Source organism: Nonomuraea indica (assembly GCF_002850745.1).
GTDB classification, from domain to species: domain Bacteria; phylum Actinomycetota; class Actinomycetes; order Streptosporangiales; family Streptosporangiaceae; genus Nonomuraea; species Nonomuraea indica.
This window is the reverse complement of the sequence record NZ_KZ559472.1, coordinates 125,329-140,897: the sequence shown is the minus strand read 5'-3', so window position 1 is coordinate 140,897 and position 15,569 is coordinate 125,329. Positions and strand designations below refer to the sequence as shown.

Here is a 15,569-nt window from a genome sequence, read left to right as displayed (position 1 = left end):
CCGACCGGTGGGCTACAGTCGTCCGCCGTGGCCGAATCCTCCCCCTATCTGACCGCGACGGCGGACGCCTACGACGCCGTCGCCGACCTCTACGCCGACGTCGTCCGAGACTCGCTCGACCGCCTGCCACTGGACCGCGCGATGCTCGCCGTGTTCGCCGAACTCGTACGGGCCGCCGGGCCCCGGCCCGTCGCCGACGCCGGCTGCGGTCCCGGGTACATGACGGCACACCTGCGTGACCTCGGACTGGACGCCTTCGGCATCGATCTGTCTCCCGCGGCGATCGAGATCGCCCGCAGGGACCATCCCGGCCTGAGCTTCGAGGTCGGTTCGATGGGCGCCTTCGACGTGGCCGACGGCGAGCTGGGCGGCCTGGTCGCCTGGTACTCCTTCATCCACGTCCCGCCACCGGAGCTGCCCCCGTACTTCGCCGAGTTCCGCCGGGTGCTGGCCCCGGGTGGTCACCTCCTGCTCGGCTTCTTCGAATCCGACGGCGGTCCGGTGCTGGAGTTCGACCACAGGGTCGCGCCCGCCTACCGGTGGCCGATCGACGACCTGGCCGACCTGGCACGCAAGGAGGAGTTCGTCGAGGTGGGGCGGATGTTGCGCGAGCCGCTGGAGGACGAACGATTCCGCCGCGGCCACCTGCTGATGCGCCGCGGCCCCGACACGGCGGCGGACACGGGCAGCGTGGGATGAACGCGTACCTGCCGGCCCGTCCCCATGGGGCCGGCAGGTACGGGCCTCACCGCACCGGCTCACCCGACCCGGACGATGCTCGTGCCGTGGGTGGTGCCGTCGGCGGCGTCGAGGATCGCATCGAACCGTTCCTCGCCCATCCCGAGGCATGACAGACGTGGAAAGCTGATCCCTGACGAGACACAGGAGTCGATGGATGCTGCGCCGGAAAGCACGGCAGGACCCGCCACCGAGCGACGCCGAGACCGCCGAGTACATGCGCTTCCTGGCCGACCTCTTCGTGGAGCACACGCGCGAGGACGGCTACGCCTTCGACTGGGACCCGGCGTTCCTCCACCACCTTGACAACTACTGCGCGGAGTTCGCCGCCTCGCGGCCTTCTGCCGAGGTGGCGCACAGTGTGATCATGGGGGCCGGGGCGTACCTGGGCGAGATGATCGTCCGCAACGGTGACTGGACGTGGGTGTACTGCACGGACCAGAACGGTGCCGCAGTCGAAAGCCCGGCAGGTCTCCGCGGCTACCCGCACAACAAGGTCGCCAAGCGCATCCATGACGGGACCCGGCACGACCTTGCGGCCTTCTACGCGTACGTCGTGACGGGCGAGGCACCGTACGGGACCACGGCCCGCGTCATCAAGCCTTCCTGGTGGCAGCGGCTGAGGTCGCGCGCCTGATCGTCATGCCGTCGGCGAGCCCGGGAGTGGTCACCGTCGCATGACCGGGTCCGCACAGGGCCACCGCCTCCGCAGGGGGAGACGGTGGCCGGCCCGCCGCACCGCGGCTCACCGACCGCTACGGCGCGGCTCGCGGCAGGACCCGGCTGACGAGCTAGGGCCTGGCGAGGGCGTACATCTTGGTGGAGCCGACCGTGACCACGGTGCAGTAGTACTCGGGACCCGCGGCGTTGGCGGCGCTGTTGCACGCCTTCGCACCTGCGGTGGTGTACGGGTACCACCTGACGATCACCTGCGCGGAGGCCGGCGCCGGGGCGAGGACGGCGACCATGGCGGCGGCGGCGATGGTGGTCGACATTCCCAGAGAGATACGCCTCATTGCAGTCTTCATGCGCCAATCCTTTTCAGGTATGGGGGTACGTCCCACGAAATTGCGGTCCGAGCCTATGGATCAAGTGCCTGATTTCCGCCTGTTTTCTGCCCAGGGTCCCGGTTCTTGGGCCGGAGAAGTGCTGGAGCGGTGGGGGACGCGAACGCCAGCATGATGATCGTCTCGCCGATACACTCGTGCGTTGTCAGAGGCGGGAGGGGGCCGCTGATGAAAGATGGGGACGGCGCCGCGCCGGCGACACTGTTTCGCCTCCTTGGACCCGTTCAGCTGGAGGCGAGTGCCGGGCGGGTCACCTTCTCCGGCAAGCAAGGAGCCCTTCTCGCGGTGCTGCTGTTGCACGCCGATCGCGTGGTCTCGACGCAGCGGCTGGCGGAGGCGGTCTGGGATCGGCCCTGGCACAGCGGCTCGGCGTCCAGGGTCAGGATGCTGATTTCCGAGGTGCGCCGTAGCTGCGTCGCGGTGGGTGCCGACGTCATCCACACCCAGCGGCCGGGCTACGTTCTCAGGCTGACCGCCGGCGGCCTCGACCTCGCCTGCTTCCGGTCCCAGGTGGCGCTGGCCCGTGAAGCCATGGCCGCGGGCCGCCCGGAGGAGGCGCTCGGGCGCTATGACGAGGCGCTGAGCTGGTGGCAGGGCGCCCCGCTCGGCGGGATCAGCGGCTCGTTCGCCGAGGCGCAGGCCCAGTGGCTGGACGGGCTGAGGCTCGACGCGCTGGAGGAGCGGCAGGCCGTGCTTCTGGCGCTGGACAGGATCTCCGATGTCGTCACAGAGGCGCGCACGCTGGCCGGCGAGGCCCCGCTGAGGGAACGCCTCCACGGCCGGCTCATGGAGGCGCTGCACAGGAGCGGGCGGCGCGGCGAGGCGCTGGAGGTGTACCGGCGGTTTCGGGACCGGATCGTCGACGAACTGGGCGTGGAGCCGACGAACGAGCTCCGGCAGCTGCAGCAGCGGATCCTCCGGTCCGACACGTTCCCGCCACAGCAGCCGGACGCTCCCCGCGTATCGGCGCCGCGGCGGGACGGCCCGCTCGGGTCGGCGCCGGCGGGGTTCCCGCCCGTGCCCAGCCAGCTTCCCGCCCCGCCCGCGTCGTTCATGAACAGGAGCTCTGAGCTGCGGGAGCTCGACCGGCGGCTGATCTGCGGCGCGGACAACGTCGGCGTCGCCGTGATCAGCGGGCCCGGCGGCCTCGGCAAGACCTGGCTCGCGCTGCACTGGGCGCACGCCCGTCGCGACCGCTATCCGGACGGACAGTTGTACGCGAACCTCCGCGGGTTCGACAACGCCGAGGAGCCGGTGCCGCCGAGCACCGTGCTGCGCCACTTCCTGGAAGCGCTGGGTGTGCCGCCCAAGGTCATCCCCGTGGACCAGGAGGCGCAGGCTGCGCTGTACCGGTCCGTCCTCGCGGACCGCCGGCTGCTCGTCGTCCTGGACAACGCCAGGGACAGCGCCCAGGTGACGCCGCTCATCCCCGGCAGGCCGGGCTGCACCGTGCTGGTGACCAGTCGCAACCGGCTGGTGAGCCTGAACGCCACCCACTCCGCCCAACTGCTGGAGGTCGGCGCCTTCTCCGACGAGGAGGCCCACCGGATGCTCTCCCACCACTTCGGCCCGGAGACGATGGCCGCGGATCCCGCCTCCGTCGCCGTGTTGCTGGAGCACAGCGGCGGCCTGCCGCTGGCGCTGGGAGTCCTGGCCGCCCGGGCCACCGCGCATCCCGGCTTTCCCCTGGCCGTTCTCGCGCAGGAGCTGCGCGACCCGGCGACCAGGCTCGACGCGCTGCAGACCGGCGATCTGGGCGCCGGGCTGCGTGCCGTGTTCTCCTCCTCGTACGCGGCGTTGGATGCGCGGGCCGCCCGGCTCTTCCTCCTGCTGGGCACGGCTCCCGGCCCCGATGCCGGACTGCCGGCGGCGGCCGCACTCGTGGGGCTCCCGACCGCCGAGACTCGCGCCCTCATCACCACGCTGGAGACCGCCAACCTCATCCGCCAGCACTCCCCGGGCCGGTACCGGATGCACGACCTCGTCCGGCTCTACGCCGCCGAACGGGCCGAGGCGGACCTGCCGGAGCACGTCCGGAAACAGGCTCTGGCACGTCTGCTCGAGGCCTGCACAGCCACCGCCTGTGCCGCGGACCGGGTGCTCTTCCCGCATCGTCCCGCCATCGCGGCCGCTCCGTGGCAAGGGGAGGTCCCGATGTTCGAGGACGAGGCCGCCGCTCTGGCCTGGTTCGAGGCCGAACTGCCGTGCTTGCTGGCCGCCCAGCTCCTCACCCCCGGGCTGGGCATGGACGTGACGGGCTGGCAGCTCGCCTGGGGCATGAACACCTTCTTGCTGCGCCGCTCCTACACCCGGGAACGGCTCGACTCCTGGCAGGTCGCGCTGGCGGCCGCGGACCGGCTGGGCGATCCGCACACCACCGCCGTCGTCCACTGGCACACGGGGTACGCCTACGCGGCGGCCGCCCGGATCGACGAGGCGCTCGTCCATCTCGACCAGGCAGTGGAGCTGTTCGAGAAGGCGCAGGACCAGTCCAGGCTGGCCCAGGTGCACCACACGATGGGGTGGATGTGGAGCGTCCGCGGGCAACCGCGGCGCGGGCTCGGCCACGCGCGGGCCGCGCTGCGGCTGCAGCGCGAGGTGGGCGACCCCATCTGGGAGGCCAACGCCCTCAGCGCCGTGGGCTGGATCCGCCTGCAGCTCGGCGAGCACGAGGCGGCGCGCGTCGCCTGCGAGCAGGCCCTCACGCTCTTCCGCCGTCACGAGGACCGCGGCGGCGAGGCCGCCACGCTGGACAGCCTCGGCATGCTCGCCTTCCGTCAGGGCGACTACGAGCGCGCGCTGGAGTACTACGGGCAGTGTCTCGACCTGCGGGAGGGCACCGGCAACGCCTTCCAGGGCGCCGACACGCTGGTGGGCCTCGGCGACACCCACCACGCCATCGGGAACGACGCGGAGGCGAGGGCCGCCTGGCGGGACGCGCTGGCTCTCTACGGCTCCCAGCACCGCCTGGCCGAGGTGGAGCGGGTGCGGAAGAAGCTGGAGATGTCAGCGGCCCGCAGATGACATGCGGCGGAGGGGCACGGCGCCGCCTTTCCACGTCTCATGCATTCAAGGCGCTCTCTGATCGCGTGCCGGAGTCCCGAGAGAGGGCGGGCCGGCCGGATCGATGACGGCGGCACCGTATCGGCAGATCGTCCGGGCGAGATATACGCTCGTGTCATCCTGGAGTTCTCAGCATTGTCCTGACATCCGGCGCGTTCCTTGGAATTGATCTGACACCATCCGCGTCCCTGCCGGCCGAAACCGAGGCCGGCATTCGAGGAGGCCGCGTTATGAGAACGAGCATCAGGCACCGGGTCGCCGCGCGAATGATGGCCGCGATCGGCGTCGTTTCGCTCATGGCCGCCTGTTCCGGAAACGGCGCCGGAAACGGCAATGGAGGCGCCACCGGCGGTGGTTACCCGGACAAGAACATCACCTTCGTCGTGCCGTTCAGCGCGGGCGGCCCGACGGACACCGTCACCCGCATGATCGCCGAGCCGATGGCCGCCAAGCTCGGCACCAAGATCGTCGTCCAGAACGTCGAGGGCGCGGGCGGCACGGTCGGCGCCGGTGAGGTCGCGCGGGCCCAGCCCGACGGCTACACGGTGCTCATGCACCACATCGGCATGTCGACGGCGCCCGCCCTGTACAAGGACCTGGGCTACAAGCCGCTCGAGGACTTCGGCACGGTCGGGCTCGTCACCGAGGTACCGATGACGGTCGTCGCCCGCAAGGACTTCGCGCCCGCGACGCTGCAGGATCTCGTGGCCCACGTGAAGGCGAACGCCGGCAAGGTCACGCTGGCCAACGCCGGCATCGGCGCCGCGTCGCACCTGTGCGGCCTGCTGTTCCAGTCCGCCGCCGGGGTCAAGCTCCAGGAGGTCCCGTACGAGGGGACCGGTCCCGCGCTGACCGACCTCGTCGGCGGCCAGGTCGACTTCATGTGCGACCAGACGACCAACACCAGCGGCCAGATCTCCGCGGGGGAGGTGAAGGCGTACGCGGTCACCACGCCGGAGCGGGTGAAGAGCCTGCCCGACGTGCCCACCACGGCCGAGGCCGGGCTGCCCAAGCTGCAGGTCAGCGTGTGGCACGGACTCTACGTCCCGGCCGGCACGCCGCAGGAGGTCGTGCAGAAGCTGTCCGAGGCGCTGAAGGCGGCGCTGGCCGACCGAGCAGTCGTCGACCAGATGGCCAAGCTCGGCACCACGCCGGTCCCGGCCGAGGACGCGACCCCGCAGGCGCACCGGGACAAGCTCCAGGAGCAACTCGGCACCTGGGCGAAGGTCATCGCCGACGCCGGCGTCAAGGCCTCCTGAGGTGGAGCGCCGCCGGTCCTTGCCGGACGTCCTCGCCGGGGGGATCTTCGTCCTCATCGGTGGCGCGTTCGTGGTGGGGTCGCTCGGCTACGAGCTGGGCACCCCACTGCGGATGGGCCCCGGCGCCTTCCCTCTGCTGGTCGGCGCGACCGTGGCCGCCCTGGGCCTGGCGATCGTCATCAAGGGACTCGTCGCCGGTGAGGTGGTCTCCTTCGGGCCGATCCCGTGGCGTGCGGTCGCCGTCATCGTGCTCGCGGTCATGTTCTTCGGATTCACCGTCCGGGGCCTCGGATTCGTACCGACGTCGGCGGTGACCGCCCTGCTCACCACCCTGGCGAGTTCGCGCGTACGGCCGCTCACGGCCGTGGCCGTGGCCGCCGGGCTGACCGTGGCCGCCACACTCATCTTCGTCGTCGGCCTCCAACTGCGGATCCCGCTATGGGGTCCGTGGCTGGGGTTCTGACGCGGGCATCCGGATCGGGACATGGATCTTCTCGACAACCTCGCGCTGGGATTCTCGACCGCGTTCCTCGTCCAGAACGTCGTCTACTGCTTCGTGGGGGTGCTGCTCGGGACGGCGGTCGGCGTGCTGCCCGGCATCGGCCCGACGGCGACGGTGGCGATGCTCCTGCCGATCACGTTCAACTTCGAGCCGGTGACGGCGCTGATCATGCTGGCCGGCATCTACTACGGCGCCCAGTACGGCGGCTCGACGACCGCCATCCTGATCAATCTGCCCGGTGAGTCGTCGGCGGCGGTCACCGCGCTGGACGGGCACGAGATGGCCAGGCGGGGCCGGGCCGGCGCGGCGCTGGCCACCGCCGCGGTCGGCTCTTTCATCGCGGGCACGGTGGCCACCGTCGCGCTGGCCGTCGCCGCCCCGCCGCTGGCCCGCGTCGCGCTGACGTTCGGTCCGGCCGAGTACTTCTCGCTGGTGCTGCTCGGCCTGATCGTGTCGATCACGCTGGCGCGGGGCTCGGCGCTCAAGGCACTGGCGATGATCGCGCTCGGTGTCCTGCTCGGCACGGTCGGCCAGGACATCTACACCGGAACGCCCCGGTTCGTGTTCGACCAGCGTGAGCTGTACGGCGGCATCGACTTCGTGTCGGTCGCCGTCGGCATGTTCGGGGTGGCCGAGATCCTGCGCAACCTGGAGAAGGAACAGACGCGCACGGCCGTCGTCAGCAAGGTGCGCAACCTGTGGCCCACCCGCGAGGACCGGCGCAGGATCGTCGGCCCGATCCTGCGTGGCACCGGTCTCGGCGCCGCGCTCGGTGTCCTGCCCGGCGGTGGCCACGTGCTGGCCTCGTTCACCTCGTACGCCGTCGAGAAGCGCGTCTCGAAGCGGCCACAGGAGTTCGGGCACGGCGCGATCGAGGGCGTCGCGGGCCCCGAGTCGGCGAACAACGCCGCCGCGCAGACGTCGTTCATCCCGCTGCTCACGCTGGGACTGCCCGCCCACCCGGTGATGGCACTGATGGTCGGCGCGTTCATCGTGCACGGCATCACCCCCGGCCCGAACGTCATCACCGACGAACCGGCGCTGTTCTGGGGCCTGATCGCGTCGATGTGGATCGGCAACGTGCTGCTCGTGATGCTGAACCTGCCGCTGATCGGCATCTGGGTGCGCATGCTGCGCATCCCGTACCAGGTGCTGTTCCCGATGATCATCCTGTTCGCCGCGATCGGCACCTACTCCCTGGGGTTCAACGCGTACGACGTCTACGCGATCGCGTTCTTCGGGATCCTGGGCTACGTCCTGATCAAGTGCGGCTGCGAGCCGGCGCCGCTGCTGCTCGGCTTCGTCCTCGGGCCCCTGCTCGAGGAGAACCTGCGGCGGGCGCTCATCATCTCCCGCGGCGACCCGTCGGTCTTCCTGACCCGGCCGATCTCCGCGGTGCTCCTGGCCCTGGCCGTGGCGGCGCTCGTCGTCGCGGTCCTCCCGACCATCCGCAGGCGCCGCGAGACCATGTTCACCGAGGAGGACTAGGGAAGTCGATCCGCACGTGAGGAGCCGCTCCGGTCCGGCCCGGTCGTCGGGGCGGTGACCGGTGCCGCCGGTGGCCGTCACCCTCGTGCCGTCACGGCCGAGACCCGGCGGAGCCCAGCGAACTGCAGTCCGGTGAAACCCGCCACCACGGCCGCCTGGGCGATCACGAAGGCGGTGCCCAGACCGGTCAACGGGAACCACCCGGCGATCAACATCTCCGCGCTGGCCACCACCCAGGCCACGTTGACCACCATCACCGTGATCACCGCCGCCCTGTTCACGACCTGACGGGCGGCAAGGAGGAGCAGGGCCGCGGCGAAGGCGACGAGGAAGGCGCCGACCGGCACGAGGAAGGCGGCCGGCAGGCCGAACATCGAGCCGAAGACCGCTGCGACGGCCAGGAAGACGATGCCGTTGGCGCCCGACCCGATGGCGTCCTGCTTGAGCGCGAAGCGCAGCAGCCTGGTCGCGGCGTCGGTGTCGGCGGCGGTGGTGGGCGCGGTGGCGGTGGCGGCCATGGTCAGATCCTTACGTCGTGGGACGCTGTCGTCCGTGTACCGACGAAAGTACGCAGGTCGGCGCCGCGCCGAATCTGTCGTCGTGACGGTAGATTCTCGGCCATGTTGCACGGGCGGGACGCGGAGCAGGCTCAGCTGGATCGGCTGCTGGCGGACGCGCGGTCCGGGCGCAGTGGCGTGCTGGTGGTGCGCGGGCAGCCGGGCATCGGGAAGTCCGCGTTGCTCGGCCGGCTGACGGAGCGGGCGGCGGGCGTGCGGGTGCTGCACGGGGTCGGCATCGAGTCCGAGGCGGAGCTGCCGTATGCCGCCCTGCATCTGCTCCTGCGTTCCGAGCTCGACCGGATCGACACGCTGCCCGAGCCGCAGGCCGCGGCGCTGCGGGGCGCCCTGGGGCTGGGCGCGGCGGCTCCGGAGAACCGGTTCCACGTCGGGCTGGCGGTGCTCAGCCTGCTGGCCGAGGTCGCGGGCGACGGGACGCTGCTCTGCCTGGTCGACGACGCCCAGTGGTTCGACCGGGCGTCCATCGACGCGCTGGTGTTCGTGGCGCGGCGGCTGGACGCTGAGGGCATCGCGCTGGTGTTCGCCGGAAGGGAGGAGTTCCACCCGCAGGGGCTGCCCGAGCTGTGGCTCGACGGTGTGGACCGCGACGCCGCCGTCGCGCTGCTGGCCGAGTCGGCGAGGGATCTGGCGCCGAGGGTGCGTGACCGCGTCCTCGACGAGGCGGGCGGCAACCCCCTCGCGCTCATCGAGCTGCCGTCCACCCTCACAGCGGAGCAGCAGGCCGGGCAGCTGAACCCGTTCACCACGATTCCGGTCCCCAACCGGGTGCAGGACGCCTTCCAGCGGCAGATCAGGGCGTTGCCCGGCACGGCTCAGACCCTGCTCGCGGTGCTCGCCGCCGACGACACCGGCGACCTGGGCATCGTGCTGCGGGCCGCGGAGTCCTTCTCCGCCCGGCTGGTGGACCTGGAAGTGGCGGAGCAGGCCAAGCTCGTCACGGTGAACGGGGCCGCGGTGGCCTTCAGGCACCCGCTCATCCGGGCCGCCGCCTACCAGAACGTGCCGTTGACCGCGCGGCTGGCCGTACGGCGTGCGCTCGCGGAGGTGCTCGACGGCGGCGAGCACGCCGACCGCCGGGCCTGGCATCTGGCCGCGGCGACGACGACGCCCGACGAGGACGTGGCGCGCGAGCTGGAACGGGCCGCGGAGCGGGCGCGCACCCGTTCGGGGTACGCGGCCATGGCCGCCGCCTACGAGCGGGCCGCCGAGCTCACCCCTGACACCGTCAAGCGGTCGGTGCGGCTGGCCGCGGCGGCCGTGGCGGCCAGCGACGCGGGCCAGCCCGTCCGGGCGGGCGCGCTGGCCGGCCGGGCCAGCGAGGAGATCCAGGACCCCCTGGCCCTCGCCCACCTGATCCAGGTGCGCGCCCATCGGGAGTTCGAGCAGGGCAGCCAGGCCGCGGCCGGCGAGCTCATCCTCGCCGGCGTCCAGCGGGTCGCCCCGCTGGACGCCGAGCGGGCGGCCTACCTGCTCGTGGAGGCGGTGCGCTGCGGGTGGTACGCCGGAGACCCGGCCCTGACGGAGCAGGCGGCGAAGCTGCTCAGGGCGCTGCCCGAAGTCGGCTCTCCGCTGGTGGGCGGCGCCCTCGGGCTGGCCGCGCTGGTCAACGGCGAGCCGGCGGACGCGGTCACGCTCATGCGGGAGCTGGTGCTCGCTCCGGACCTGTCCGCGCTCCAGGTGCCGGGCATGCTCTTCGTGGCCCAGCTGTGCGCGCCGATCGGGCGCTACGGTCAGGGCGAGGCGGCCGCGGCGCGCGTCGAGGCCGAGTGCAGGGCCCACGACATGGGCGGCTGGCTGACCGTCGCGGTGGAGACCCGGCTGCAGGCGCAGATGCTGCTCGGCAGGTATCGCGAGGCGGCGGCCACCCTGGAGGAGATCATCCCCATGGTCGGTGACCTGGGGCAACGAAACGGAGCGGTCGCGCTCACGGCGCTGCTCGCCCTCGCGCGCGGCGAGCTGGGCGACGAGCGGGGCTGCCGGGCGGCGGCCGAGGCCGCCCTGGAACAGGCAGGAACGCGCGGGCTCCGCACGGTCGAGGCGGTCGCGGTGGCCGGACTCGGGCGGTTGGAGCTCGCGCTGGGCCGTCCGGAGGCGTCGCTGCAGATCCTGGAGCGGATTGCGGCAGCCCACGCGCCGGTGTCCGTCCTCTGCGCCCCCGACCGGGTCGAAGCCGCGGTCAGGGCCAGGGAACCCGAGCGGGCGCGCGGGCCCCTGGCGTACTACCTGGAGTGGTCCGCCGCCGCCGGCGTGCCGTCCGCCGACGCGGTCGGGCTGCGCTGCCGCGCCCTCGTCGAGGACGACGGGGAACTGTACGAGGAGGCCATCCGGGTGCACGAGCAGGGCGAGCAGCCGCACGAGCAGGCCCGCACGCAGCTGCTCCACGGCGAGTGGCTGCGGCGGGCGCGCAGGCGCGCCGCCGCCCGCACCCAGTTGCGCGCCGCCCTGGAGACCTTCGACCGGCTCGGTATGGCGCTGTGGGCCGAGCGGGCCCGCGCCGAACTACGCGCCACCGGCGACGTTCCCGCGGCTCCGCGCCGGGCGGACGACCCGCTCAGCGTCCTCACCGCGCAGGAGAGGCAGGTGGTACGACTGGCCGCCGGCGGCGCGTCCAACCGCGACATCGCGGCCCAGCTGTACCTGAGCCCGCGCACCGTCGGCTACCACCTCTACAAGGCCTTCCCCAAGCTGGGGATCTCCTCGCGGGCGGAGCTGGCGGCCATCGTCACCTGAGCCTGCCGTACAGCTCGGTGATCTTCGCCGCGTCGGCGACGAGCGGTAGCCGGTCGAAGGTCAGGGTCCAGTCGCTCGAGACGCCGCCGGTGTCGCCGACCCGCTCGACGATGCCGAAGCTGACCGGGTCGGTCTGGCCCTCGGGCAGGAGCGTGCCGTGCCACTCGAGGTATGTGGCGCCGTTGACCTTGACAGCCTGACCCGGCTGCAGCTGGACGTCGCTGACCTGGTCGAAGAACCTTTTCAGGTAGGCGAGCTTGCCCTGGGTGGTGCGCAGCGGGCTATTCAGGCCGGGGGCGGACAGTGGCGCGCCGGTGAGCCGCTCCACCAGGGCCTCCGCGTCCTCGTCGTTCCACGCCGCGGCGCGGGCGACGAGCTCGTCGGGGTCGAGGACGGGCTTGCGGCCCTGGTCGGGGATGACGCCGTCGGCGACGTCGGCGAACGGGTCGGGCAGCTCGGGGGCGAGCGGCAGGAACAAGGCGTGCCGGTCGTAGTAGCGGCGGCCCTGGACGACCTTGCCTCCGTCGGTCAGCTGGACCCGGTACACCGCGGAGTAGGCGATCTCGTGCCCCTTGACCGTGGCCTCGTTGTGCGCTTCGAACATCACGGCGGGACCGTTCACGGCGATCCGCGTGCCGCGGTAGCGGAAGTCGGGGATCAGGCTGAGCGTTCCGCTGATCGCCTTTCTGATCGCCTCCTCACCTTGGAGCAACGGGGTGCCCACCGGTGCGGGCTCCCACAGCGTCGCGTCCTTGGACCAGAGGTCGACGTAGGCGCCTACCCGGTCGGGGGTGGTGACCTTGCCGAACCTGATCTGTCGTTTGATGAAGGTGCAGGCGTTGGGCGACACCCAGCCGCTGATGGAGGTGACCTCCGGCCGCGCCTCCGCGCAGCCCGCTCCTTCCCGGTTCTCCTCGACCGCCTGTGCCGGGCCGGCGATCGTGCACAGCGCCAGCACCGCCCCGGCCGCGAGGCCCATCCTCGCCACCCGCTTCGCCTTCATGACGTGCCCCTTTCGGTGTTCTTCCAGGTGACACCGAAATTAGGCCGATGCTCTTCGCGGCGAATCCGTCAACGTGACGGTAGCCGGGCCTGCCGCGGCGTCTAGCGGTGCGCGGTCAGGGCGTAGGCGCCGTGGGTGCAGCCGGTGATGCGCCAACCGCCTGGTGTCCGCCGGGCGGCGACGCCCGTGACTCCGGTACTGCTGACGACCGGCCGGGCGCCGCCGGGGAACCAGACGTCGAGGCCGCACCCGCGGCCTTCGCCCCGGGCCGTGAGGCTCGTCTGGTCCGATGCGAGGCTGGTCAGGCGGCCGGGGGCCGAGCGAGGGTAGGGGCGCGAGAGCACGGCGACGTATTCGGGGGGCGGGGGCAGATCCTTCCCGGTGGCACAGTCCTCGATCATGAGGTTGCCGCCGGTCCTGTCCTGGGCGCGGGCGTGGGCGTCGCCGCAGGACTGTTTCCAGACCCAGAACGCGCCGCCGATGCGGTGCCGATCCTCTTGTTCGGCGTATCGCCTGATGGGGGCCGAGGCGGGGTCGCCGAACCAACCCCATTCCCCTGACCAGAGTCCGGCCCCGTAGTATGCCGCCGCCCGGCTCGCCAGGTCGAAGCCGCGCTCGATGCTCGTGATGGTGAGGCCGGTGCCCTGGTCGATGGTGATCGACTCGTTGTAGAGGTGGGGGGCGAAGACGAGCAGCCGGTCGTCGGTGAAGTCCTTCGGCACCGAGGCCTCGAAGCCGAGGCCCGACCAGAGCACGGACGGCTCGAAGAAGATCAGATGGGGGAAGCCGCGCTTCTCAGCTGCCCTGATGGCCTTGATCGCTCGGTCGTAGAAGCGACCGAGCAGGACGCCGGAGGTGATCGGCGGGGCTTCGCCGAAGCCGGGCTCGTTCAGCAGGTCGTATCCGGCGACCATCGGCTCGTTCGCGAACCGCTCCGCCAGCATGCCCCAGGCGGCGACCAGGCGGGTCTGGATGCCGTCCCTGTCCTGGTAGAAGTTGGTGAAGGCGCGGGCGACGGCCGGTGAGATGTCGCGTCCGGCGAACTCGCACTTGGGGGCGCCGTCGAAGCGGTCGGCCCAGCTGGGGGCGCCGTCCCAGCCGTGCATCGGCGATCCGTCGGCGCATGTGGTGCCGGGGGCGGCGTCGACGCCCTTGCCCCAGGCATCCTGGTGCATGTCGATGACCGTGCGCAGGCCGTGCTTGGCGGCGGTCTCGACAGCCCAGGATATCCTGGCGAGGTAGGCCGGGTCGTAGCGGCCGGGCTGGGGTTCCATGGCTGACCAGGACACGGCGAGGCGGATGACGTTGAAGCCCATCTGCTCCATGCCGGCGAAGTCGGCCTCGGTGAGCGGTCGCGTCACCGCCTTGTCCGGAAATTGCTGGAAGTAGTCTTCGAGCTGGTTGACGTTCACGCCGCGCAGCAGCACCTCGTTGCCGTCTGCGTCGACGATCCTGCGGTCGGCCGAGAGCGTCAGGCCCTCGGTGCGGGGTGACGGCGCGGTGGCGGTGCCGGGCTGCAGGAGCGGTACGGCGAGCGCTGCCGCGGCCACGACAGCCGCCGTCCGTATCGGCGTGGAGAAGGCGACGCCCTTACCCGCCGGGCGAAGGGCGGTTCTGCGCGCCGGGAGGAGGGCGGGAAGGAGGGCGACGAGGGCTGCCGTAGCGAGGGCGAGGAGGGCGCCGAAGGAGAGGGCGGGGGCGAGGCGGAGCATGATCGCCGGCGCCCAGAACGTGTCGCCGCCCGTCAGGTCGCCGGGGAGCCCGATGGCCACCTGGACCAGGCCCAGCGTCGCGGCCGCTCCCAGCGCGGAGATCCCGGCCACGACGGCCCGTGGCGAGCGGGTGGCACCGAGCCGGCGGTTCAGCGCCCAGGTCGTCACGCCCAGCAGGGTGACGGCGGCGAGGCACCCCAGCGGTCCCGCCTCGGGCGCCGGGGCCAGCGGGGAGTCGCCGATGGCGTACCCGACGGGGGAGCCGCCCCACCACGCCCGACCGACCAGGGCTCCCAAGCCCAGGGCCACCCACGCGGCAGCCCATCCCGCCGACGGGAAGAGCGCTCCCGAGGCGGCAGCGGGTCCAGTGCCCGACTCCGGGGAAGGCGGGGAGGCCGAGCTCACGGGGGATGCGGCGGGGCGGCGGTGCAGAAGCTGGACGAGCCAGGTGGCTGCCAGGACCGGCAGGCCGAAGACCGCCGCCTTGACGCCGGTGAAGCCGGTCGACCACGCCAGGTAGACCACGTCGCCGAAGGCCATGACCAGCGACATCGCCAACTTGGCCGCCATCGCCGACCACACCACCGCGCCCCATACCAGCAGGGCCGTACGCAGCGGGGCGTGCCTGCCCGCGATCATCCACGCCAGCGCCCCGACCCCCGCCAGCAGCAGCGGCACGTACACGACCAGCGCAGCCACCTGCCAGAGCCCGGCGACGGGCAGCAAGTCGGCGCCCGTCCACGTGTACGGCGCGGCCAGCCCCGACGGGTCGAACACCGCTCCCAGCACGATGACGGCGGCCAGCACCACGACGGCGATCGGCGACAACCAGCGGTTCCTCATAGTGTCGACGACCGTAACATGAGCTTTGCTCATGAAAGAAGGGTTGGATCCACGACACCACTGAGGACCAGCCGCTTCTCCCTGGCGCTCGTACTGCTCCCCGCTCCGGCGCGAAGCCGAGGTGGCGACGCCGGGCGCGGCAGGTGGAGTTGTCGCCGGATCGGCGCAACTCTCCGGACGGACGGCGCGTCCAACACAACGAGTGGGCAAGCGGCGCCGCCCGAGTCGCCGCGGCGCTCCTGAGGGGAGTTGGCGTGGGGATCTTCAAGCAGACCACGAACGACGTCTTGGCCACCAGTGCCCGCACCGCCGCGGCCGAGGGGCGTACGGTGTTCACCGCGCAGATCATCAGCGAGATCGGGCATGTCAACTTCTCCGGCGAGATCGAGAAGCTCGGCCGGGGCATCGAGGCGGTCGAAGCCGAGGGGTGGAGGCTCGACACCGTCAACACGCTCAAGGTCGACAAGATGACCGGGGACCGTCCTCTCTTCGTGTGCGTGTTCCGCCGTCATCAGTGGTGAGGCGACAGGCGACGCGTCGTCTGCTCCTGCGCTCCCCGTCGGCTGCGCGGACCGACTCGTCGGGG

12 protein-coding genes are annotated in these 15,569 nt (G+C 71.8%); 8 read left to right on the top strand and 4 right to left on the bottom strand.

The annotated features are described in order from the left end of the window. Window positions 1-27 precede the first annotated feature (27 nt). Both CXR44_RS19330 and CXR44_RS19325 read left to right on the top strand, forming a co-directional pair. Window positions 28-699: a class I SAM-dependent DNA methyltransferase gene (locus CXR44_RS19330; RefSeq protein WP_101787479.1), complete on the top strand. Its 672-nt coding sequence runs from the start codon at window positions 28-30 to the stop codon at window positions 697-699. 196 nt (window positions 700-895) lie between these two features. Then, the gene (locus CXR44_RS19325) at window positions 896-1,375 is read left to right on the top strand and encodes a hypothetical protein (RefSeq protein ID WP_101787478.1); all 480 of its coding nucleotides are present in this window, start codon (window positions 896-898) and stop codon (window positions 1,373-1,375) included. Window positions 1,376-1,529: 154 nt separating this feature from the next. Here the strand turns inward: CXR44_RS19325 and CXR44_RS19320 are convergent, their stop codons facing one another. Then, on the bottom strand, window positions 1,530-1,733 hold the full coding sequence (locus tag CXR44_RS19320) for a hypothetical protein (RefSeq protein WP_101787477.1): 204 nt from the start codon (window positions 1,731-1,733) through the stop codon (window positions 1,530-1,532). Window positions 1,734-1,916: 183 nt separating this feature from the next. On the opposite strand from CXR44_RS19320, the gene CXR44_RS19315 reads away from it, so the two are divergent. From CXR44_RS19315 to CXR44_RS19300, 4 genes are all read left to right on the top strand, one after another. Beyond that, on the top strand, window positions 1,917-4,829 hold the full coding sequence (locus CXR44_RS19315) for a BTAD domain-containing putative transcriptional regulator (protein WP_144070010.1): 2,913 nt from the start codon (window positions 1,917-1,919) through the stop codon (window positions 4,827-4,829). Window positions 4,830-5,098: 269 nt separating this feature from the next. Further along, window positions 5,099-6,127, top strand: a complete 1,029-nt coding sequence (locus tag CXR44_RS19310) for a tripartite tricarboxylate transporter substrate-binding protein (RefSeq protein WP_219601904.1) — start codon at window positions 5,099-5,101, stop codon at window positions 6,125-6,127. Window positions 6,128-6,146: 19 nt separating this feature from the next. Continuing rightward, a complete protein-coding gene (locus CXR44_RS19305; protein WP_180903560.1) occupies window positions 6,147-6,590 on the top strand; it encodes a tripartite tricarboxylate transporter TctB family protein in 444 nt (147 codons plus the stop codon). A gap of 21 nt (window positions 6,591-6,611) precedes the next feature. Continuing rightward, window positions 6,612-8,117: a tripartite tricarboxylate transporter permease gene (locus tag CXR44_RS19300; RefSeq protein WP_101787474.1), complete on the top strand. Its 1,506-nt coding sequence runs from the start codon at window positions 6,612-6,614 to the stop codon at window positions 8,115-8,117. Window positions 8,118-8,194: 77 nt separating this feature from the next. On the opposite strand, the gene CXR44_RS19295 is transcribed toward CXR44_RS19300, so the two are convergent. Continuing rightward, a complete protein-coding gene (locus tag CXR44_RS19295) occupies window positions 8,195-8,635 on the bottom strand; it encodes a hypothetical protein (RefSeq protein ID WP_101787473.1) in 441 nt (146 codons plus the stop codon). 102 nt (window positions 8,636-8,737) lie between these two features. Here CXR44_RS19295 and CXR44_RS19290 point away from each other — a divergent pair, with 102 nt between their 5' ends. Then, window positions 8,738-11,425: an ATP-binding protein gene (locus CXR44_RS19290; protein ID WP_101787472.1), complete on the top strand. Its 2,688-nt coding sequence runs from the start codon at window positions 8,738-8,740 to the stop codon at window positions 11,423-11,425. On the opposite strand, the gene CXR44_RS19285 is transcribed toward CXR44_RS19290, so the two are convergent. Continuing rightward, on the bottom strand, window positions 11,418-12,428 hold the full coding sequence (locus CXR44_RS19285) for a nuclear transport factor 2 family protein (RefSeq protein WP_101787471.1): 1,011 nt from the start codon (window positions 12,426-12,428) through the stop codon (window positions 11,418-11,420). The genes CXR44_RS19290 and CXR44_RS19285 overlap by 8 nt on opposite strands. 101 nt (window positions 12,429-12,529) lie before the next feature. Next, complete coding sequence (locus CXR44_RS19280) at window positions 12,530-14,983, bottom strand: glycoside hydrolase family 5 protein (RefSeq protein ID WP_144070009.1); 2,454 nt, start codon at window positions 14,981-14,983, stop codon at window positions 12,530-12,532. A 254-nt stretch (window positions 14,984-15,237) separates the two neighbouring features. On the opposite strand from CXR44_RS19280, the gene CXR44_RS19275 reads away from it, so the two are divergent. Next, window positions 15,238-15,504 (top strand): hypothetical protein, encoded by a 267-nt coding sequence (locus CXR44_RS19275; RefSeq protein WP_101787469.1) that lies wholly within the window; start codon window positions 15,238-15,240, stop codon window positions 15,502-15,504. Window positions 15,505-15,569 lie beyond the last annotated feature (65 nt).

Coding starts and splice junctions, on each gene's coding strand:
- CXR44_RS19325 (WP_101787478.1), top strand. CDS start 896: ATGCTGCGCCGGAAAGCACGGCAGGACCCGCCACCGAGCGACGCCGAG.
- CXR44_RS19320 (WP_101787477.1), bottom strand. CDS start 1,733: ATGTCGACCACCATCGCCGCCGCCGCCATGGTCGCCGTCCTCGCCCCG.
- CXR44_RS19315 (WP_144070010.1), top strand. CDS start 1,917: ATGATGATCGTCTCGCCGATACACTCGTGCGTTGTCAGAGGCGGGAGG.
- CXR44_RS19310 (WP_219601904.1), top strand. CDS start 5,099: ATGAGAACGAGCATCAGGCACCGGGTCGCCGCGCGAATGATGGCCGCG.
- CXR44_RS19300 (WP_101787474.1), top strand. CDS start 6,612: ATGGATCTTCTCGACAACCTCGCGCTGGGATTCTCGACCGCGTTCCTC.
- CXR44_RS19295 (WP_101787473.1), bottom strand. CDS start 8,635: ATGGCCGCCACCGCCACCGCGCCCACCACCGCCGCCGACACCGACGCC.
- CXR44_RS19290 (WP_101787472.1), top strand. CDS start 8,738: ATGTTGCACGGGCGGGACGCGGAGCAGGCTCAGCTGGATCGGCTGCTG.
- CXR44_RS19285 (WP_101787471.1), bottom strand. CDS start 12,428: ATGAAGGCGAAGCGGGTGGCGAGGATGGGCCTCGCGGCCGGGGCGGTG.
- CXR44_RS19280 (WP_144070009.1), bottom strand. CDS start 14,983: ATGAGGAACCGCTGGTTGTCGCCGATCGCCGTCGTGGTGCTGGCCGCC.